Raw genomic sequence first — 21,069 nt, 5'->3', positions numbered from 1 at the left:
GCGATATGAACAGGAGCCAGACACTCCAAACAGTCACATGATTGATAAACAATGGCTTATCCTAAGATTTATAAAGTAAATTACTTTATAAAACAGGCCACTAAATGAAACCAAAATAGAATTTTCAAAAAATAGCCCGATGCAAACAGTGCCCCATTTAAGCCTAATGATTTCTACCATTGACCAAGAGCTTTTTTCCTGCTATAATAAATATATTGAACATTAAAAACACGAGAGAAAAACGGTAAAACAATTTTCAATCGCAATTTCCCCCTATCTGCGATTGAAAATTGTTTTACTGTTCAAGTGTTGTCGCCAACGAGCGATGGCCGCTCTGATTTCTGACATCAGAGACCCTAAAAATAAAAACAAAAATTTTTGTAAAAATAAAAAACAAAAATTAAAAAACGCTAGAAAATTCTAGCACAGTACCTTCAAATTCAAAGGTGATAAATTCACCAGAGAATGGTAAAACAAAATTCTTAAGCCAAAAAGCGTCAGATTAAGGATAATCTTGCGTTATGTAGACATAGTACATGCACATCATTTAACACAATCGAACTCACCCTCGAAAAATGTTTCCGTGTTGCATGTTGTTACATGACAAACACCGGTGGGTTCTCGCCAAATTTATTTATTATTGGGTGTTGAGCCCACTGGTTTCCATACCTTATCGAAACCAGTGGAAAAAAGTATTAACAATTAAACAAAAACAAGCACCAAAGAAAGGGTGTTTTTTGTTTGACTGAAAATTCTTGCTATACTAGAAACATGACCATCACACCCAAAAAATCACTAGGAAACTTGGGCGAAACCATCTCCGCCAACTATCTCCGAAATAAAGGCTACGAGATTATTGCTCTAAATTATGCCAATCCCAGCGGACGCCGCTTGGGAGAAATTGACATTATCGCGAAAGATAAGGCAAAAGACGAGCTGGTTTTTGTCGAAGTAAAATCTCGTGAGATGCAAAAATTCAAAAATACCAATCCGGAAGAAAACGTCAACTATCATAAGATGCAAAAGCTGGACAAAATCGCTTATTTTTACCTAAAGCAAAACAATCTCACTGCCTGCGATTATCGCTTTGATGTGATTGCAGTTTGGATCAATGAAATAACGAGAAGAGCCAAAATAAAACACATAAGGTCAATCTAGCTCAAATTATCAATAATAGACAAGTCTCGATTTTTTTGCTAACATATAATCGTCGCAAATATAACCAATTAAACTAATCAAATGGAGAAGAATGTTCAAGATGAGCTTAAGGCTCTTTTATTAAAAGAAAAGGCAGAGCTAGAAGAAAATTTGGCGCGCATAGCGAGACCAGTCGACAAAGAAAAAGGGGATTATGAAACCACCTTTGGCGAAGTCGGGGCTGACCGCGAAGACAACACGACCGAAGTCGAACAATATACAGACAATTTACCTGTGGAAATAACTCTCGAGAAAAATTTGCAAGAAGTGATTAGTGCACTAGACCGGATGGAAAAAGGCACCTATGGCCTTTGTGAAAATTGCCAAAAAGAAATTGACATCGAAAGGCTAAAAGCTAATCCTAGCGCCAAGACCTGCATTAAATGCTAAATCCGATTCGAAACTACGAATGAAATGCGAATCTGCGAATAAAAAAATATTTTTGCTCACAATCTTACTGATTTTTATTGATCAGTCAGCTAAATATATCATCCGCTCTTCGGGCGGATTTTATATTTGTAACAAGGGCATTGCGTTTGGAATAAACCTACCAAATTGGCTAATAATAGGACTTATTATCGCTATTCTTGCTTTTGCTAGTTTTTTAATTTTAAATTTGAAATTTAAAATTTTCAATGAATTAGAAATTATTAAATTTAATAATTTTAAATTGAATTCAAATTTTAAATTTAAAATTTTAAATTATCCCCTTGTCCTCATTCTTTCCGGTGCTATTTCAAATTTGCTCGATCGCCTGTATAATGGTTGCGTGATTGATTTCATCGATCTGAGGGTTTGGCCAGTTTTTAATCTAGCGGATATTTTTATCTGCTTAGGAGCTTTTCTCCTGATATTAAAGTTTAACAAAAAATAAATATGGCTTCAAAAGTTTTTTCCGCCGCTGTTATCGGGCTCAAAAGCGCGCTCGTTGAAGTAGAAGTAGACACAGTTGCTGCTGGAATGCATCGCTTCAATATTGTCGGTCTACCAGACACGGCTATCAAAGAATCGCAAGATCGCGTCAGCTCTGCCATAAAAAACAGCGCGCTAATCGCTCCGCATCGTTGCGGACGAATCACAGTCAATCTTGCTCCGGCGGATCTGCCGAAAGTCGGTCCGCTCTATGATTTGCCGATCGCACTAGGATTTTTGCTGGCTAGCAAGCAAATCTCTTTTGATCACACAAACAAGCTTTTTATCGGTGAGCTATCCTTAGACGGCAGAATCAGGCCTGTGAAGGGCGTACTGCTCGTCGCACTCCTTGCCAAAGAAAAAGGAATCGAAACTCTTTTTGTTCCTCTAGAAAACGCTAAAGAAGCGTCAATCATCGAAGGCATAAACATCATTGCCGTATCTACACTCAAAGAATTACTCAGCCACCTGGAAAACATAGCCACGCTAGATTTTTACCCCAAGACCGACCTGGAAAAACTTTTCGAAGAGAATAGTCATCTTTATGATATGCGAAATATCAAAGGCCAAGAACACGCCAAAAGAGCGCTAGAAATCGCTTCGGCCGGTGCGCATAATATCCTCCTTAGCGGTCCGCCCGGATCAGGAAAAACTCTACTTGCCAAAACAATGGCCTCGATTTTACCACGATTAACTGTCTCTGAAGCATTGGAAGTGACAAAAATCTTTTCTGTCGCCGGCTATTTACCTAAAGAAAATAGCCTGATCACTAAAAGACAGTTCCGTTCGCCGCATCATAGTGCCAGCGCCGCCTCTTTGGTTGGAGGTGGAACATTTCCGCGACCAGGTGAAATCAGCCTTGCTCATCGCGGCATCTTATTTTTGGACGAATTCTCAGAATTCTCTCGCTCCGTCCTGGAAAATCTGCGCCAACCACTAGAAAACGGCATCATCACGATCTCCCGCGCTCAGGGCACATTGGAATTTCCCGCTCGCTTTACCCTTGTCGCGGCAATGAATCCTTGTCCTTGTGGCAACGCCACTGACCCGGAAAAAGCTTGCTCCTGCAGTCCGGCCAATATCATTCGCTACCAAGCCAAAATTTCCGGACCGATCCTGGATCGCATCGATCTACATATTGAAGTGCCCCGGTTAAAATTTGAAAAATTGGCCGAAAACAGCCAACAAGAAAATTCTGAGAGTATCCGCTTGCGCGTAGAAAAAGCCCGCAAAATTCAAAAGGAACGTTTCGCAGGTTCCAAAATTGTTTCTAACAGTGAAATGGAAAGTGAGCAGATCAAAAAATATTGCCAGCTAGACTCAGCTGGAGCGGAACTGATGAAAAACGCCCTTTCCCGCTTCTACCTTAGCGCCCGCGCCTATTTCCGGATCATAAAAGTCGCCAGAACGATTGCTGACCTGGAAGATGAGGAAAGCATTAAGCCATCACACATCGCTGAGGCAATTCAGTATCGGTTTAAGAGTGAATAACTAAAATAGCCTCCGCGTCCTTCGGGAGAGGATGTCACGTACTCGTGACAGGTGAGGGCAAGGGTTATGGATTGAGAATAAACTATACTAATTTAGTATTTTCTTAACTTAACGCCCTTGCCCTCATCCGGCCTTCGGCCACCTTCACCCGGAGGGCGAAGGGGATATAAATATAAATGCTCCAAAAATCTCTAAAAACCTTCGTTAAACTGCTTCTTTTCGCTTTCATAATGCTCATTTTATGGAAACTTTTTTTTCATTCCCCAAAAAGAGAGCTATCTTTTGAAAATCAACCAAAATTAGTCACCTTATACGATAATGGGCTTGAATCAAGGAAATTTAGCAGTGCGCAGACTGTGGATAACTTCCTCTCGGAACAAAAAATTATTCTTTCTGACTATGATGAGATCCTGCCAGACAGGTCTAGCACGCTTCTTCCGGGAACAAGCATGCAAATCCGTCGCGCAGCCAAAATAAAAATCCTCGTCGATGGCAAAAAAATTGAAAACCACACTCTCGCAAATAATTTAGTCCTCGCTCTAGCTGAAAACAATGTCACTTTGGGACGATTAGACAAAACTACCCCAGATAAAAATAGCCCCCTTATGGATAATCTAGAAATTACTGTTACTCGCATCAATGTAGAAGAGAAAGTCATTCCGGAAGATATTGCGTTTAAGACCACCGAGAAAACCGACAGCAAGCTATGCTGGAGAGAAAAAAAAGTGGAAATCGCTGGACAAAAAGGCATCCGTGAAGTAAAATACAAAATCACCTACAAAGATGGAAAAGAAGTTTCCCGTGTTGTTCTGGAGAAAAACATTACCAAAGAACCCGTGACTGAAGTTGTTGTCCAAGGCACTTATGTGAAAACCGGAGAAGCCAAGAAAGGCCAAGGCACTTGGTATGCCTTCAAAGGCGGATTATTCGCCGCCAGCACAACCATCGCCAGAGGCGGATATGCTAAAGTGACCAACACCGCCAATGGCAAATCAGTTATGGTCCAGATCAATGACTACGGACCTCAGGGCAAAGGCAGAATCATCGATCTTGACAAAGTCGCTTTTGCGAAAATCGCTTCACTCGGTGCGGGAGTAATCGGGGTTAAAGTGGAGGAAGTTTTAAATTAATATTATGCCATCAAGATTAGGTCAAAATTTTCTCAGAGATAAAGAAGTCCTGGATAAAATCATAAAATCCGCCAATTTAACGGCGGATGATTTAGTGATTGAAGTTGGTCCCGGGGAAGGAGCACTCTCCACAGAACTTGCTAGACGGGTTGGAAAATTAATAATGGTAGAAAAGGATAGCCATTTGGCAGAGAATACGGCTCGCAATTTTCAATTTTCAATTTTCAATTTTCAATCAATTTCTAATGATTTAATTTTAAATTTTAAAAATAAATCTTCCCTTATTGTGGGCGATATATTGGAAATAAATTTGCCAGAGATGTTAAAACAAAATAATTTTACAAACTATAAAGTCGTTGCCAATATTCCTTACTATATCACCTCGCCAATCATTAGATTATTCTTAGAAACAGCTTATCCACCAAAAGAAATGCTTCTCATGGTGCAAAAAGAAGTGGCCGAGCGAATTTGCGCGAAAGCGGGAAAGATGAGTATTCTGGCGCTTTCTGTGCAATATTATACCGACGCTGAATTGCTTTTCGCTGTACCAAAAACAGCTTTTTTTCCTGTTCCGGAAGTGGATAGTGCAGTGATTAGGCTAACAAGGATTAAAAAACCCTCCTACGCTAAAGCTCCGACGGGCGAAGCAAGAAACAAAGAAGAAATTAAAAAGTTCTTTAGGATTGTCAAAGCCGGATTCTCGGCGAAACGAAAAACACTAGCTAATAATCTTTCTGCGAGTCTAAAATTAGAGAAAGCCTTGGTGGAAGAAAAATTAAAAAGCCTTAGAATCCTACCAAGCCAACGTGCGCAAGAATTAAGCTTAGAGAATTGGAAAAAACTCTCTAATTTGTTTTAAGCCATAAGAAAAAAGGGAACCTAGCGTTTGAAGCTCCCTTTTTTATTGTTTTTATAGCATTAAGTTTTTTTCATAACACCATGGGCCGCTTAAAAACATACCCGCCGCTAAGACTAAGACCAACCAACTCCCAGCCGTCCCGGCCAAATTCATTCAACTTTTCCTGAAGACTGCCCTCAATCCAGTAATAGACGAGATATTCCCATTGCATATTTACACCCCCTTGCATTTTTAAGCTACTATTCATTCTCACTCTCTGTTGTTGATTTTCTATTTTTGCAGAAATCACCTAAAAAGTCAACTCAAAAGCCACTTTGACCAAAATCATTCCGTACAGAGAAACAACAGCCAAAATCCACCAAAAAACTTTCCGCGGGTGGATTTTTTTGTTGGTCATAATAATGAAAGCTAAACTGCCAAAAAGAAGCGCCCACCAAAAAAGACGCTTCTCATTGAGCAGGAAAACGCTCAATATAAAAGAAATAAAAAAACCAGAAGCCACAATGATCCGTCCTTTTTCTTCGCCAAAAACCACCGGCACCGTCCTCACTCCATCACGAGCGTCCCCAGCAATATCTTTGAAATCCTTAATTGGCAAAGAAACTGTATAGCAAAAAAGCAAGAGAAAAATCACCCGCCAAGGAAGTCCTTGGATATTTTGATCACCAGAAACCAGCGCAAATCCGCTAAAAAAAATAATAAGTGAAGCACAGGCACTCACAAAACTAGCCACAAAAATAAAGCGTTTCAATCGGTAGGGCCAAGCAGAATAAGTGAAAGCCAAAAATTGGTAAACCAAAAGTAAAGCAGCAAACTTCACATTGACCAAAAGTGCACCAAAAATTGACAAAAAAAACAAGACCCAGCCAATTTCGCTATAAAGCTCTCGTGAAATAATTTCTTGCTGAAGCGGCCTATGTGGATTTGATATAGAATCAACTTGCGTATCTGCCAAATCATTGGGGACAACGGAGGCAGCCCAGGCCAAAATCACGCAAAAAAGCAAATCAAATGCGGCAAAAATCGAAAACAGATTGAGTGAAAAATTAGATCGGTAAATCCAAGCAGCCAAACCTAAGCCGACAAAAAAAAGACCAGCGTGATAAATTATCTGCGGTAATCGAAAATTTTTCACAAGCGCCATAAATTTTAGCCGATCCGAAGCAAAAAAGAGACATCCCAATGCCATTAGTAGGAATGGAAAAAGCACCAATTGCAGATTATAGGGAAAGGAATATTCTAAATTATCAAAGATCACCCCAAAGATCGGCGTAGGAAAAGCAAACAACTGGACAATTTGATAAGGCTGAAGTTCCGATACTCTTTTGGTCTTGTCGAAAAAATAATAACCAAAGCTGATCAATGATGGTGCGGCACCCATCACAAAAAGCACAAGATAAACCAAAAGCGAAGAGAAAATTGTCCGCCACCAATTTTTTGTTTTCAGATATACCACTAAACCAGAAAAAATAACAGCTAACATAAAAAGGACCTTAGTGCCAAAATAGACAATTCCCGAAGGCAGATCAGAAAGAAAAGTAAGATATTGACTAATTAGAAATTTCGGTCCACCAATGACATAAAAACTCCAGAAAACTTCTCCGCCGGTCTTGAGCATGTCAACCAAGGGTGGCAAAAGAATTCCCCAAAGACTCCAAAAGAGTAGCTTGGAAAGTTTTTGCGGATTAACTGTTAGAAAAAAACTTAAAATGAGCCAGATAAAAATTATTGAGATAGAAAAAAACAAAAAGTTATGCACATATTCAATAATGATGAGCGGGATCGGCAACGCTTTCGATGCCAAGAAAAAATCAATAAATATCCGTAAAGCGATGATGCCGGAAAATCCCAAAAGCCAGCTTAAAATACCGACTTTTTGTTCAAACGTAGTGTCAAGCAAGTGTTCGATTTTGGAAAAAAATTTTCTCATAGCTATGACAAAACTATCACCATTTCCTTTTTTGGGCAAATTTCCAAAATTGCTCTTCCCAAGCTAACTATTATTGTGGTATAATTTTTACATATGAAAATAAAAAATGTCAGTCTGTCTTTTTTCATTCTTGCGAGCTTGATCGTTTCGAGTTTTGCTTTTTACGTACGCGCCGAAATTACTTCCAGTGAAACAAAAAGTATCTTTCTCGATGGCGACCAAGATGGACTTTCCGATGAAGAAGAAAAAGTCTATACCACTGATCCGAATAATTCCGACACGGATAATGATGGCTATTCTGACGGAGCAGAAGTACGCAGTGGCTACGACCCTTTGAAAAAAGCGCCTGGCGATAAATTATCAACAGCTGGAACTGCGGTCACCGCCACAAATCCGGCTTCTTCTGCCGATTCCACAAGCTCAGTCCTTGGTGAAACTACGGAAGATAATTTAACAAGCGAAATCGCCCAGAAAGCCAGCACGCTGGCACAGCAATCTTCTTCCACTAATACGCAAATTTCCCTAGACGATTTGCAAACACTGATCGATGAAACAATGACGCCTAGCACGGTTTCCGAGGATGATCTGCCTGTCATCACAAGAGATGATATAAAAATAAAAACGCAAAGTTATAGTAATTTAAGCACAGCCGAGGCTACCGCCAAGAAAAAAGATGACCTTTTGAACTATATCGTTGCTATCACATACATCTTTTCTAGTAATTCCCCTAAGCCAATCACCTCGCTCACTGATGCGCCTAGCGTCATGTCCAGCGTCCTTTCCACTATAACTACCGCTATCACCAATCAGAATTCTTCCGGATTGCAAGATCTCATCACTAGTGAGAAAAAAATAGTTGAGCAATTGAATGCCATCGAAGTACCGGAAGATCTGGTCGACATCCATATTAAAGCTTTGCGTTTTGCAATTTATTCAGAAAGCCTAGGAGAGCTTTTTCAAGCCAAAGACAATGACCCGATGGGTAATATCGCCAATCTTTCCAAGATAGAAGGATTTATGACCGTCTTTTCTGATTTTACCTCCGAAGCCCAAAGTAAATTTTCTCAGTATGGCCTGACTTATGACGAGACCGTCCAAAAGAAATTGGAAAGTTATGGCATCAGTGCACCGAAAGATCTCAGTGGCATAGAATCGCTGTTTAATATCAATACTGACGCAACAGCTGGCACAACAACTCCCTAAAATAACCGCGCACTACCCGTCAATATTTTCCCACTATTGGAAAAATATTTATTCACTTTATGCAAAATAATTTTAAAAAACAAAAAGAAGGCCACCTTCCCACTAAAATCAATCTGGGCATGTTTTTTTTCATGATTCTTTCCTATCTCTTGTTGAGTCCGGTCAAGACTTATGCTTGGATTGCCCCTTTCGATGCTATTCCGGGCGCCATTTTCAAGCAAGCACAAGAAGAAATTTCCTACACCATCAAAGGTATGATTATGGGTTCCATGAAACAAGCCGCTGTCAAGATGCTTTCCCAGCAAATGGATAGTTTTATTTCTGGAGGAGGCAGTGGCCCAAAATTCATAACTAATTGGCAAGACTACTTAATTGCCGCACCCGCTCGTAACGCGCAAACCTATGCTAATGACTACATTAGTCGCGCACTCGCCGGACGAGGCAGTTCCAGCTATCAAACAGTTGGTAGTGTTTTAGGTGCCAGCACGATTGCCGAGGAAGGTTTCGGCAAAGAAGCTGTTTTGGGAGCATCTGATTCCTCTAGTAGCAGTGCAAGCTTTGCCCAAAGCATCCAAACAATGGCTCAAGATACTATTGTTGATATAAAGGAATGGCAATTGAGCTATCCGGGAGATCCGGCTCAGATGTTTCAGGGTTCATCACTTTCTAATCTAAACCTCTACCTTTTAGGTGATGGTAATGGTGGAAATACGATTTGGGATGCCGAGTCCGCCATTGCTCAGCAATACGCCGCGGCATTGGAAAGTGAAAAAGCTATTGCAAGCGCGCAAAGTATCGCAAATCAGGGATTTATCAGTGATACGACAAGTGGAATCATAGACAAGCCAGGCATACTCTACAAGGAAATGCAAGCTAACGCGGACAATCTTCCTAATTTGGCGGTTACAAGTGCGAATAGTATCGGAGAATTGGCAGCAGCGGCCGTGTCTAAAGTTATTTCTAGCGCAGTAAACAAAGCTGTTTCCGGCGTTAAGCAAAAAGTTAACCAGCAAATAACCACAGTAAATAATAAGGCGAGCAGTGAAATAAATAAAACTGTTGATGCCTACGGCCCAGGAGCACTATATAAATAAAAAATGAAAAAACATACACTCGTGCTTACTTTTTTTCAAAAAAACAAACTGAAAATTTTATTAGCAGTTTTTTGTGTTGCATTTTTTTTACCACTTGTTTATTCAGCTAGACCAGTTTCAGCTGAAGATCATTGGTACTCCAATGTCTTAAGCAATCTCAATGGAGAGTCTTCTGCAGGGTATTCCAATAATTATGGGGCTGAGGGTGCATCAATAGATTCGTCAAAAATGCCTATACCAAAAGTAGATAGCGCAACTTGGTTTCAACGGGGAATAGCATGGCTGCTTAAGGGAATATTAAGCTTTGTCGCCGTAATACTCAGCGTAGCCCAAACTATTTTTGGATACATCGTTGATGCAAACAACATGAAGGCGATCATGAGCAACCAAGTGGTTTATGATACTTGGCGCACTGTCCGCGATGTTTTTAACATCGCCTTTATCATGGTACTGCTCTTCTCCGCTTTCGCTACCATCTTTCAGGCGAGTACAAATTTTAACTATAAAAATATCTTACTCAACTTGATCATTATGGCGCTTTTGGTCAATTTCAGTTTCCCCATCTCTCGCTTCATTATCGACGCTTCCAATATGCTTATGTTTGGTCTCCTGAACGCGCTTGGCGGAACCAATTCTTTTATGACCCTCATTGAAGGAACTGGGATTCAAAATATTCTGAAAAGCCAAAGTATTGACCTTGTTTTTTTGATTTCTGCTATTATTTTCACTTTTATCCTAGCCATCACACTGCTCATAATCGCCGTTCTTCTGCTCATACGGACAATAGCGCTCACTATATATATTATCTTTTCTCCAATCGCTTTTGTCGGGCAAATCGCCCCCGGAACAAAATTGGCCAGTTCTGCCAGTGAATGGTGGACAGATTTTATGAAATATTGTTTTTCTGGTCCGATTATAATTTTTTTTCTATTTGTTGCCAGCAAACTATTCACGGCAATCAGCGCAAGCCAAACTAGTATACAAGCGCTCGCTAAAACAAACACTAGCGGATCAACGATGGACACAACAACACTGGTTTCCGCAGCTTCTTTTTTCGCATTGCCGATCATTATCCTTTGGTATGGCATTATCATAGCCCAAAAATCTGGCATCGCAGGCGCAGGAGCAGTAGTTGGATATGGTCAAAAGAAAATGAAACAATTAGCTAGCGCGCCGCATAAGACTGCCTGGTGGGCAGCTAAGAAAACCGGCATTCCTGGCGGAGTACAACAGAAATGGGCCAATTGGAAAAAAACTGGATATTTTGGATCCGACAGACAAGCAGAAAGAGAAGCTAGGTATGCTGGCAAGGGCATGTTTGCCGTCAAGGGATCACTAGAAAAGGAAATGCGAAGAAAGGCTGACGAACACAAGAAAAATCTCACGACCGATCCTGAACTTAAAACTCTAGCTGCCGCTGGAGACGCCGGAGCTGCACTAAGATTAGCGGAAGATAAAAAAATGGATCAGACAACTTATGATGCCTTTATTAGGACTAATTCCAATGCCGCATTAAGAGGCGCTGTAAACGCCAAAGTAAAGCAAAATAGAAACGACCTGGTTGCTATCAATAAATCAAATGATGCGACCGAACAGGCAAAACGAGAAAATGTTGACAGTTTCAGTGCTGCAAGCCAAGTTACGGCTCGAGCAGATCTAGATGCAAGAATTAGTGCGGCAGGCTTGCCACCAACTGTAACCGCAGCAGCCGCAACTGCCGACATTCAACAACATATTGCAAATCAGCAAATGGGTGCGCTTTCCGCTGAACAGTGGAATGATCAAGATTGGACTGCAACAATAAGCCAACCAGCAGGACCGACTAGGGACCGGGCTATACTAGCAGCACAAGTCGCATGGGCAAATCTAAAAACTGAGGCAAAAGCAGAAGTTCGCAAAAGACTCTCTGGAAACAACTCTTCAGCGCTAAGCAGCATCGGAATTGTCTAAAATAAAAAACCAATCTCATGTCAAAAGAATTTCCTTTTTCTAAGTTAAATGAGGATGCGAAGCTGGTGCTATGCACCCGTCCTTATTCTGTTTCTGTCACCAAAAATCCTGATGATGAAAATTCAGAGCAAATCAGAAAGAGACAAGAAAAATTCCTCATCCTGCCAGAGCCAGTAAAGGACAAACTTGTTACTGACTTAACAGCTCAAAAAATCCAAAATATTGGCAAAAGTTTCCACCTCGAACCATTACAAATGGCTGATATTTCTCGTGCGATTCGCAGTTATTATTTTCAAGAACTCAAACTCTCTGACTTTCCCGCCAATTTATCTAAGGAGATAGGCATTAATATCGCTACGGCGCAAAAGATTTCCGATCTAGTAATCCAAAGAATAATCAACGACAGCTCGCAAGAAAAAGCCTATGCAGCCCAAATAGAAAGCCTACCGATCGAAAATGCACTAAAAAAATACCCCCTACTAGGGGAACAATTAATCACCGCCAACTATATTAAAATCAGAACTTACCCCGAACCAGTCCGACCATCTATCGATAACTGGCTCTCGGACTACACTTTCACAATAGGCATCAGCAATCATGACCCAATTATCCGGGGAAATTATCTTTTTAAAAGTGACAACACCCAAACGTTATCCTTTCAAGACCGAGAAAGGCTGTCAGCGCTCATAAAATCCTTTGAAGATAAAACTCCACTTTCCATAAATAGTAATTCCAAGCAAATAATTTTCAACATACCAGAGAAAGAAGAAGTTCCTCGAAAACCAATTATCGATCTTGGAAACATCAATAGCACAACTGAACCGGCGGAAATCAGAAGAGGACAAAATCAAACAAATAATTATCCAAAACAAAGGATCACTCAGCCAGCGCCTAAGCTCCAGCCAGATGAAAAAAGGATTTCCGCCTGGAGAAGAGATCTGCCAAAAAAAGAAACAGCAAAAACTGAACCAGAAACGGGGAATATCCATTTCTCTTCCCCGCAAACTCTTCCCATAGAAAAACCGATTGAAACTTTGCACCCACCGCGACTCAGTTTTCCTCAAGCCAGCCAAGTCACTAAAATAAATTACTCCACTCCACCAAGACCATTACCTAAAAATGTGGTAAACTTGAAAGAGGAATGAGCAAATTTAGAGCCATTGATTAACACCTATTTTTACTTATTGCACCGATTAAATTCTAAATTCGGCGAAATCAATGTTAATTAACGGTTTAGACAATTTAATGATATTCAACGTCCCCCAATTTATTGATATTGAAGACAAGCTGGTTGGCCCGCTCACCGCCAAACAACTTGGCTGGCTTGCTGCTGGCGCAGTAGTTCTTCTGCTCACCTATAAAACATTAGACCAGTCGGCCTTTATTCTTTCTATTATTATTGTTTCAGCCGTTTTTGGCTCTTTTGCCTTCTATAGGCCCTACAACCAGCCACTCATTAAATTTGTTCTTTCCTCGATCTTGTTTATCATCCGACCTAAAATGTATATCTGGCGGCGCTTGCCAGAAAAAATGGCGGAAAAGGCTAAAAAAAATCAAGCAGCCACTCCCGTGATTAGCCGGAAAAAATTTGACGCTCAAAAAGTAGCCGATATTTCCCAATTATTAGATATGAAAAAAAGATAAAAAACATGGAAAAACTTTATTCTCAAAAACTTACCAAGCAAGCTTCCAAATCACCTACGCAAAAATATCTAGACGTAGCAGAAGTAAAGGAAGACGTAATAGTCCTTAAGAGCGGATCAATTAGGGCAGTTTTGGCTGTTTCTGCAATCAATTTTGAACTTAAAGCAACGGATGAGCAAGAAGCAATCATCAATCAGTACCAAAACTTTCTCAACTCAGTGGATTTTCCGCTGCAAATTCTGATTAATTCGCGAAAGCTAAATATAGACACCTATCTCGATTTTTTAACCACCAAGGAGAAGCAACAAAAGACCGAATTGATGCGGATGCAAATATCAGAATATAAAAATTTCATCACCCAATTAGTTTCCATGTCTGATATTATGGATAAAATGTTTTATATTGTCGTACCATTTTCCCCTATTGAGAACCAGGAGAGAGGTTTTTTTAGTAATTTTTCCAACATGCTTAATCCCAAAAGAAAAATCATAGAGAAAAGAGAAACATTTGAGACATACAAGAGCCAACTATATCAAAGGGTCGACCACCTTACTGCCGGACTCTCTGGTATCGGAGTCCGCATCGCTCCACTCAAGACACAAGAATTGATCGAACTACTGTTTAATGCTTATAATCCAACTATTTATGATACTAAGGGCTATATCGATACGGAAAAAATGGAATTAAGATAGCCCAAATTTTCCTCGCCATCAAATGGACCTCTCTCGAGAGATAAAGGGAATATAAATAAAACCACAAACATCAATGTTTAACCCATTCGCCAAAAAAAATTCGACTGATATTTCATCAAACCAACCAACCAAACCACAAGATGAGATATTGGAATCAGAAAAGTATTACCAAGAGGGGCTAGCTAAGCTCAATGATATAATTGCGCCTGCCGCAATCCAGATCATGCCCAAATCTATCCGCGTAGGAGAAACAATCGCACAGACCATTTTTGTTATCGCTTATCCACGCTATCTGCACAGCAATTGGTTTTCTCCAATCATCAATATTGATATGCCGATTGACATTTCCATGTTCATCCATCCCGTCGACACCTATGATATCCTAAAAACTTTAAAAAAAAGTGCGACACAAGTCGAATCTGAAATCCAGATTGAACAAAATAAGGGATTGATCCGCGATCCAGCGTTGGAAACCGCCCAACAAGACATCGATGAATTGCGTGATAAGCTCCAGCAGGGGACTGAAAAGTTTTTCCGTTTCGCCCTCTACATAACAGCTTATGGAGACAATGAAGATGCAGTTACAAAGAACATTAAAAGTATTGAGGCAATCCTAGAAGCTCAACTAGTCTATATAAAACCTGCCGTATTCAAATCAGAACAGGGATTTAATTCCTCTTTGCCATTAGCAAATGATGAACTGGATATCGGGACAAATATGAACAGCTCTCCGCTTTCTACCACTTTCCCATTTGTTTCATCCACACTATCCTCAAACACCGGAATCCTTTATGGCATCAACCGACACAACAACAGCCTGATTATTTTTGACCGCTTTCAAATGGAAAATGCTAATATGGTCGTCTTTGCCAAGTCTGGTGCTGGAAAAAGCTACACCGTCAAATTAGAGGTTTTGCGCTCAATGATGGTAGGGACAGATGTTATCATTATCGACCCAGAAAATGAATACAAACATCTTTGTGATACTGTTGAAGGAACTTTTATCAAAATATCACTCAACTCTCCCAATCATCTCAACCCTTTTGACTTGCCAAAGGTAGGCGATGATGAAGATCCAGAAGATATTTTGCGCAATAATATTGCCAACCTGCTAGGACTGTTACATATCATGCTTGGATCAATAACGCCAGAGGAAGACTCTGTTTTAGATCGGGCTATCCACGAAACCTACAGCATCAAAGATATCACTGGTGAGACAAACTTAAATGCACTCAACAAAGACTCCTTTCCTACAATGTCTGATCTTTACCAAATACTGCGTAGCCTGGACGGTGGAGAGGTTTTAGCTGTTCGTCTGGAAAAGTATACCCAGGGAATTTTTGCCGGTTTTCTCAATAACACAACCAACATCAAGGTGGACAATCAGTTGGTCGTATTCAATATTCGCGACATGGAGGAAGAATTGCGCCCGGTAGCTATGTATATCATTCTGCAATTCATTTGGAACGAGATGCGCACAAATATGAAAAAAAGGTTAGTGCTGGTTGATGAGGCCTGGGTTATGATGAAATATGAAGATGCGGCCTCCTTTCTCTTTGGTATCGCCAAGCGTTGCCGCAAATATTACACGGGCCTCACAACAATCACTCAGGATGTCAATGACTTTCTTTCTTCCCGATATGGCAAAGCAATTGTGACCAATTCCTCCTTACAACTGCTCTTAAAACAATCCCCTGCTGGCATTGACGTCATCACTGATACTTTTTATCTCACCGACCAAGAAAAATTTTTACTCCTAGAAAGCAATGTTGGAGAGGGTATTTTTTTTGCCGGAACAAACCATGTTGCAATCAAGGTTGTCGCCTCCTACTCTGAAGATCAGATTATCACAACCGACCCATCTCAGCTGTTGGACATTGAAAGGGCCAAAAAAGAACTGAGCGAAGAAGCATAAGTAGAATTTTAAATTAATAACCAAGTATGTCTCAAGAAGAAGATAACCAGAGGCGACTGGAAGCGGAAAGAGAGAGCAGCCAAGAAAAAAAAGAAACTCCGCCGGAAGAAGAAAAAAAGCAAACGAAAAAAGGGGAAGGAAAGCCGAAAGCTAGCATCAAAAAGCTATCAAAAAACATCGCTTCAGCAGCCTCTTTGATCGGATTCATAGAAACTAGAGATATTTTTTTCATAACTGCCATTACGATGGCGCTACTTAAGGATATTTTTGACCTGGGAATCATCGGAACAATACTGACCCCCCTCACATTCATACTGACAGTCGCAGCAATGCTGGTCTGCGGAGAATCGCACTATTTCGGGAAAAAAAAGGCCACAACACTGCTTTTGGGAAATTTGATCGAGTTTCTTCCTGGATTAAACTTTTTGCCGATGGAAACACTCTCCACTGTTTTGATTTATGTATTCCTTTTACAAGAGAGAAAAGATGCTAGTGCTGAAAAAAAATCCACACAAGCAGAAAAAGATGAGGAAATATCTAACTATAACGCCTAAATATCTATTTTCTGATATCTTTCAAGAAAAATCGTCCTAGGCATAAAAATTCAATATAAATCAGAATGCACAGAAAAATAATGACTAAAATCAAAAGAGAATTTTTTTCTACCGATCAGGAGTTGTTCATCAGCCTTGTTTTTGCCTTATTTTGCCTTTTTTCCGTCTTTATTTTTCCCGCACAAAATTCCGCCCAAGCAATCACAAAAAGTCTTTTTTTTCTTCTTCTACTCCCAATCGCTTATATAAAAATAATTCTCAGAGAAGATCTTGCATATTTTGGATGGAATCTTAAAAATCAAAATTTAGCTCTCCGCTGGGGAATAGGCATATGTCTATGCATTCTCGTGCTTTTCTATTTATTGACAATGTTTACCCAATTCAAGACAGGCTATATATTAAATGATTCTCTGAAAAATAACTTCTGGCTTTTTTCCGCTTATGAACTAGTACTTGTCAACCTCAGTATTTTTATTTTCAGCTTTTTTTTCCAAGGATTTATCCTTTTGCTTTTTGACAAAAAAATAGCTCACTGGTCGATAGCCATTCAAGCAGCTATTTTCTTTGCAACACTTATCATCACCAAAAACATTTCATGGCAAAATTTACCCCTCATTATCCTTTCAATCACGGGAGGTTTTTTGACCTATAAAACAAAATCTTTTTTTTATTCGTATTTTATGAGTTTTTTTGTTATAATAATTCTAGATACATTTATCATCTACCTAACCAAATGAAACTTGATCTAAAAAAAACGATAATCACTCTTTTGATCGTTGTCAATGTCTTTTCACTGACAGCCTTGCCGGTTTACGCAGATTTACTTGGTGTTTCGCTTGGCAACCCAATGTCACTCATGGATTCAGTTTTTGGCGAACTGGGTATTGATAAGAATGAATTGAAAAATGGTATCCAAACAATGAATGTCAGCAGAAGGAAAATCAATCCTCCGATGGTTTCTGTTACTTTTGACCCTGCAGATCCCGTACCAGGAGAAACGGTCACTGCCACGGCCATGCCAACATATTTCACGAATTCAATCGACAATCTCTATTTTACCTGGTATCTTAAGGGTGCAAAATGTACCGACAAGAAGACTCCTGATGAAGATTATAGTTACAATAAGGATTGTGACCTAGATGATGATGGAGAAGTCGATATTGAAGATTACAAGATTAAGGCGATGCGAATCATCGTGGATAATGATTTTGATTGGCAAAATGCCGATTATTCTAAGGATGCTGACGATGACGGATACGAATCAGTTTTTGGTGGCGATGACCAAAGAGAAAAACCCGCCTCATGTTATGTCCGTGATGTTTCTTCCGGCGATGACTACGAAGTGGATTGCCATCATTTTTTTCCCAATGCGCCCAGTGATACAACTGGGGATGGTCAATTCAATAAAAGCGAGGAAAAATTTTGGCGTACTGACCCAAATAATAATGACACTGCCACAACTGGAAACCCGGACGAAGCCAATGTCACCGGACTTGGTGAAAATACATTCTCCTTTCCATACACAACCGGAGATAAGGTGGGTGTTGTTGTAGAAGGTGTTGCGATCCAATCAACTCAAGACGCTGACTCATCATATAAAACAATGTGGGCTTTTACTGAAAATAAGTGTGAGCCGACAAATCTCGGAGAGGATACTGGATACCCAAAAACAACAGGACCAGATACAGAAACAAGACTAAATACGCCAACTACTGATTACACAACAACAATTACAACCACAACAACAAAAGATATCTTAGATGGCACTCAAATTGCTGACACAGCTACGATAAGGACAACAACCACAACCCATACTGTAGTGACCTATGTTGGCACCGACCCCGGCCTGCTCGCAACCAATCCCATATCTGACGAAACCACTACAACTAATACCTGCTCTCGAAGCGACATCGAAAATGGAGTAGCAAATTGCTCAGGACTAGATGAGGAAAATGTTTCGATCACTATGACGGACATGGATTCAGGCGATATGAATGATTGTCTTTATCAAAATCTCATTACCCCGTCTGAAGGTGGAGGCGCAACGGAAAAACTGGATGTTAGTCTAGAATATCTACCACAAAATCCCAATAATGATTCCAATCCTCTCCCTAGCACTTATGTCGAGGGGGATCCCAAGGGAAATGGCGATGAACTTTCATTTACCGCAACAGCTACAAATGCGACAAATGACACCTACCTTAATTATACCTGGACAGTTTATGGTAGCGATGAACCCAACCCTGATGATTGGGGGTCCCCTCTCTCCAAGGACATCCTGGACGGCTCTACATCAACTTCCGGTCTGGGAATAAATACCTTTAAGTTCAATTTGAACTTCAAGGATTCTGATTTTTCAGGAAATGCCTTCACCAATAATATTATTCCTAAATATCTCAAGGTTGTTGCAGTTGTCAATGATTCCTTAGAAGGAGACGCCGGAAGCAGAGAAGGACACGCCAATGTAATCCTTCCCATTTTTTCATCACAAGAAAGAATAAGGGTCTATACAGCAAGAGTCACCACAAACAATAATAAACTATTGATCATTCCAAATGCTGATGGGAGCGATCCAGCCGCGCCAATACCCGTCGCTCAAGAAAGATGCCTCTTCATTGATCCTACTAATGAAGATGCTGATCCCATGCCCCAGTCAGTCTGCGCAGTAGCGCCAGATGAAATAATCACCTTAGCTGTTGATAACACAGGCACTAAATATAGCGACTTTCTTTGGACAATCAATGGAAAAACTCAAATCTGTCCAGATGAAAACTTTTATGGATGTATTAAGGACGATAAAGCGACAGAAAGAACCTACTTTCCTGTCCTTGGAAGTGCCGGCAGTCAATATAACATAGAACTGTCGATGCTTAATATTGAAACTGGCGAGAAATTTAGCCTGACAAGAGTCTTTAAGGTTGTTACGCCAGATGTTAAGATTGTGCCACTTGACACTGATAATCACGACGCTTCCGGCAATCAGACATGCAAGGGACTGCTACTGGGAAATTACTATGATTTTAATAATGTTGCTTATGAAGACCGTAGCGAAACAGTATTCCAGGCGTTAACTAATAATAACATCGTTCTTACTCCTGTATTTTCTGGAACAGATGGAATAAAAGACTTCAACGACTCAGTGGGGGTACCATCAAGTTGCCCCTATGTATGGAATATTGATGGAGTAGATATTAACGCCGATAATGCTGCAAGCTATGGCTACTCCATCGATACGACAAACTATGGTAAATTAACCTTACCGCAGAAAGAAACCGGAAAGACCTATCTTGTCTCTTTTTCTACCACATACACACCGACTAACGCTACCAGGGAAGCGCTTAACAAGTATTGGAATATCAGTTATAATGGGTTTTATGAGAGAACCTTGACGCATAACATTGAAATTGCTGTAACCAGCGCTGGCCCATTAGCAAAAAACGGCACATCCCCCAAGAAAATTTTTGCTACAGTCTCCTCTGGTATTCCAACTTATATCGCTTTTCTTTTCCGCGTCGCTCTTTCCGGCATAGCAATTATTTTAGCGCTAAAAATTGTTTTTTTCATATTGCCTAAAACAAAAATTGATGAATTTTAAAACAAAACCAAAAAGTTTTTTTTGGGCATCAGCCCTTTTCATGTTTTTCTTGCCTAGTCTTGTCTTAGCTGACGCATCAAGCTTTTCCTACACCCCGATGGAAGAAATTCCTGGATTTAGCAATATCACCTCCTACGAAGGCTATATTTTAGCAATTTATAAATTTGGACTTTGGATGGTCGGCATTTCAGCAGTTTTCATGATTTCCATCGGCGCTTTCATGTACATCACTAGCGCTGGAAACACTAGCAGAGTAGGAAAGGCCAAGGAAATCATCTTTGATGCTATTGCTGGTGTTATACTTGCTCTCACTTCTTACGTTCTCCTATATACCATCAATCCAAATCTAGTTAATATAGTGCCATTGAGCCAGTCTGGCAGCAATACAACCTCAGGAACAGGGACAGGGACAGGTACGGGAACAGGCGGAAGCGCTGGAACTGGAAAATGCGAACCCGTAACGAGCGGTCCTTGCTCGGTTGATTCGTTAACAGGAAGTTGCTTTGACGGAATGGCTGATCTTTCTAAAATTTCATCACTTTGCAATAAGGAAAGTGGAGGTGTCGATGTTGATAGCGCCGGAAAGCCTACTATGAGCAAAGTGGATAAATGCACTGATGGAACGTCTTTCTCTTGTGGAGCGCTGCAAGTCAATATGACCTGTACATGCAAAGGCAAGAATGCCTTCACTGGAGGAGATCCGATCAAGGGTTGCGCGAGTTTTAAATGCACCGGAGCCGGAACGAGCTACCAGTCTTGCGTCGACAGCAATTGTAGTGGAAGCGGAAATATAACCGCTGCCTGTCAGCTCTATAAAGAACATAGTGGAAATAAATATAATACCTGGGAGAATAGCAATAAGACATGTGGATTTTAAATTTTAAGCTAAAACTCAACCTATTT

At 40.4% G+C, this 21,069-nt stretch carries 18 protein-coding genes; 16 read left to right on the top strand and 2 right to left on the bottom strand.

Annotated features, from left to right (window positions below; genetic code table 11):
- Window positions 1–771 precede the first annotated feature (771 nt).
- From WC848_01965 to rsmA, 6 genes are all read left to right on the top strand, one after another.
- Window positions 772–1,158, top strand: a complete 387-nt coding sequence (locus WC848_01965) for a YraN family protein (GenBank protein MFA5961430.1) — start codon at window positions 772–774, stop codon at window positions 1,156–1,158.
- Window positions 1,159–1,239: 81 nt separating this feature from the next.
- Window positions 1,240–1,587, top strand: a complete 348-nt coding sequence (locus WC848_01960; protein ID MFA5961429.1) for a TraR/DksA C4-type zinc finger protein — start codon at window positions 1,240–1,242, stop codon at window positions 1,585–1,587.
- 19 nt (window positions 1,588–1,606) lie between these two features.
- Complete coding sequence (locus WC848_01955; GenBank protein ID MFA5961428.1) at window positions 1,607–2,071, top strand: signal peptidase II; 465 nt, start codon at window positions 1,607–1,609, stop codon at window positions 2,069–2,071.
- A gap of 2 nt (window positions 2,072–2,073) precedes the next feature.
- The gene (locus tag WC848_01950; GenBank protein ID MFA5961427.1) at window positions 2,074–3,600 is read left to right on the top strand and encodes a YifB family Mg chelatase-like AAA ATPase; all 1,527 of its coding nucleotides are present in this window, start codon (window positions 2,074–2,076) and stop codon (window positions 3,598–3,600) included.
- Window positions 3,601–3,776: 176 nt separating this feature from the next.
- Window positions 3,777–4,730, top strand: coding sequence for a G5 domain-containing protein (locus tag WC848_01945; GenBank protein ID MFA5961426.1), 954 nt, complete (start codon window positions 3,777–3,779; stop codon window positions 4,728–4,730).
- Window positions 4,731–4,734: 4 nt separating this feature from the next.
- Complete coding sequence (gene rsmA, locus WC848_01940; protein ID MFA5961425.1) at window positions 4,735–5,589, top strand: 16S rRNA (adenine(1518)-N(6)/adenine(1519)-N(6))-dimethyltransferase RsmA; 855 nt, start codon at window positions 4,735–4,737, stop codon at window positions 5,587–5,589.
- Window positions 5,590–5,659: 70 nt separating this feature from the next.
- Here the strand turns inward: rsmA and WC848_01935 are convergent, their stop codons facing one another.
- Entirely contained in the window at window positions 5,660–5,800 is a 141-nt protein-coding gene (locus WC848_01935; protein MFA5961424.1) for a hypothetical protein, read from the bottom strand.
- 78 nt (window positions 5,801–5,878) lie between these two features.
- On the bottom strand, window positions 5,879–7,558 hold the full coding sequence (locus WC848_01930) for a UbiA family prenyltransferase (protein MFA5961423.1): 1,680 nt from the start codon (window positions 7,556–7,558) through the stop codon (window positions 5,879–5,881).
- A gap of 54 nt (window positions 7,559–7,612) precedes the next feature.
- Between WC848_01930 and WC848_01925 the strand changes: the two genes are divergently transcribed.
- The 10 genes from WC848_01925 to WC848_01880 all read left to right on the top strand — a co-directional run bounded on the left by WC848_01925 (window position 7,613) and on the right by WC848_01880 (window position 21,043).
- Complete coding sequence (locus tag WC848_01925; GenBank protein ID MFA5961422.1) at window positions 7,613–8,722, top strand: hypothetical protein; 1,110 nt, start codon at window positions 7,613–7,615, stop codon at window positions 8,720–8,722.
- A 59-nt stretch (window positions 8,723–8,781) separates the two neighbouring features.
- A complete protein-coding gene (locus tag WC848_01920) occupies window positions 8,782–9,816 on the top strand; it encodes a hypothetical protein (protein ID MFA5961421.1) in 1,035 nt (344 codons plus the stop codon).
- Between the two features lie 3 nt (window positions 9,817–9,819).
- Window positions 9,820–11,766 carry a hypothetical protein gene (locus WC848_01915; GenBank protein ID MFA5961420.1) on the top strand — a complete coding sequence of 649 codons (1,947 nt, stop codon included), beginning with the start codon at window positions 9,820–9,822 and terminating at the stop codon, window positions 11,764–11,766.
- A 17-nt stretch (window positions 11,767–11,783) separates the two neighbouring features.
- Entirely contained in the window at window positions 11,784–12,911 is a 1,128-nt protein-coding gene (locus tag WC848_01910; protein MFA5961419.1) for a hypothetical protein, read from the top strand.
- Window positions 12,912–12,984: 73 nt separating this feature from the next.
- On the top strand, window positions 12,985–13,410 hold the full coding sequence (locus tag WC848_01905; GenBank protein MFA5961418.1) for a PrgI family protein: 426 nt from the start codon (window positions 12,985–12,987) through the stop codon (window positions 13,408–13,410).
- 5 nt (window positions 13,411–13,415) lie between these two features.
- A complete protein-coding gene (locus tag WC848_01900) occupies window positions 13,416–14,102 on the top strand; it encodes a hypothetical protein (GenBank protein MFA5961417.1) in 687 nt (228 codons plus the stop codon).
- 73 nt (window positions 14,103–14,175) lie between these two features.
- A complete protein-coding gene (locus WC848_01895) occupies window positions 14,176–16,017 on the top strand; it encodes an ATP-binding protein (protein MFA5961416.1) in 1,842 nt (613 codons plus the stop codon).
- 26 nt (window positions 16,018–16,043) lie between these two features.
- Window positions 16,044–16,571, top strand: coding sequence for a hypothetical protein (locus WC848_01890; protein ID MFA5961415.1), 528 nt, complete (start codon window positions 16,044–16,046; stop codon window positions 16,569–16,571).
- 733 nt (window positions 16,572–17,304) lie between these two features.
- Complete coding sequence (locus WC848_01885) at window positions 17,305–20,166, top strand: hypothetical protein (protein MFA5961414.1); 2,862 nt, start codon at window positions 17,305–17,307, stop codon at window positions 20,164–20,166.
- Entirely contained in the window at window positions 20,156–21,043 is an 888-nt protein-coding gene (locus WC848_01880) for a hypothetical protein (GenBank protein MFA5961413.1), read from the top strand. The genes WC848_01885 and WC848_01880 overlap by 11 nt, the downstream gene beginning before the upstream one ends.
- Window positions 21,044–21,069 lie beyond the last annotated feature (26 nt).

Source organism: Parcubacteria group bacterium (assembly GCA_041659505.1).
Taxonomy (GTDB): Bacteria; Patescibacteriota; Minisyncoccia; order Moranbacterales; family UBA2206; genus UBA9630.
The sequence above is the reverse complement of the archived record's forward strand: the minus strand, read 5'-3'. Positions and strand labels throughout refer to the sequence as shown.

Coding starts and splice junctions, on each gene's coding strand:
- WC848_01965 (MFA5961430.1), top strand. CDS start 772: ATGACCATCACACCCAAAAAATCACTAGGAAACTTGGGCGAAACCATC.
- WC848_01960 (MFA5961429.1), top strand. CDS start 1,240: ATGGAGAAGAATGTTCAAGATGAGCTTAAGGCTCTTTTATTAAAAGAA.
- WC848_01955 (MFA5961428.1), top strand. CDS start 1,607: ATGAAATGCGAATCTGCGAATAAAAAAATATTTTTGCTCACAATCTTA.
- WC848_01950 (MFA5961427.1), top strand. CDS start 2,074: ATGGCTTCAAAAGTTTTTTCCGCCGCTGTTATCGGGCTCAAAAGCGCG.
- WC848_01945 (MFA5961426.1), top strand. CDS start 3,777: ATGCTCCAAAAATCTCTAAAAACCTTCGTTAAACTGCTTCTTTTCGCT.
- rsmA (MFA5961425.1), top strand. CDS start 4,735: ATGCCATCAAGATTAGGTCAAAATTTTCTCAGAGATAAAGAAGTCCTG.
- WC848_01935 (MFA5961424.1), bottom strand. CDS start 5,800: ATGCAATGGGAATATCTCGTCTATTACTGGATTGAGGGCAGTCTTCAG.
- WC848_01925 (MFA5961422.1), top strand. CDS start 7,613: ATGAAAATAAAAAATGTCAGTCTGTCTTTTTTCATTCTTGCGAGCTTG.
- WC848_01920 (MFA5961421.1), top strand. CDS start 8,782: ATGCAAAATAATTTTAAAAAACAAAAAGAAGGCCACCTTCCCACTAAA.
- WC848_01915 (MFA5961420.1), top strand. CDS start 9,820: ATGAAAAAACATACACTCGTGCTTACTTTTTTTCAAAAAAACAAACTG.
- WC848_01910 (MFA5961419.1), top strand. CDS start 11,784: ATGTCAAAAGAATTTCCTTTTTCTAAGTTAAATGAGGATGCGAAGCTG.
- WC848_01905 (MFA5961418.1), top strand. CDS start 12,985: ATGTTAATTAACGGTTTAGACAATTTAATGATATTCAACGTCCCCCAA.
- WC848_01900 (MFA5961417.1), top strand. CDS start 13,416: ATGGAAAAACTTTATTCTCAAAAACTTACCAAGCAAGCTTCCAAATCA.
- WC848_01895 (MFA5961416.1), top strand. CDS start 14,176: ATGTTTAACCCATTCGCCAAAAAAAATTCGACTGATATTTCATCAAAC.
- WC848_01890 (MFA5961415.1), top strand. CDS start 16,044: ATGTCTCAAGAAGAAGATAACCAGAGGCGACTGGAAGCGGAAAGAGAG.
- WC848_01885 (MFA5961414.1), top strand. CDS start 17,305: ATGAAACTTGATCTAAAAAAAACGATAATCACTCTTTTGATCGTTGTC.
- WC848_01880 (MFA5961413.1), top strand. CDS start 20,156: ATGAATTTTAAAACAAAACCAAAAAGTTTTTTTTGGGCATCAGCCCTT.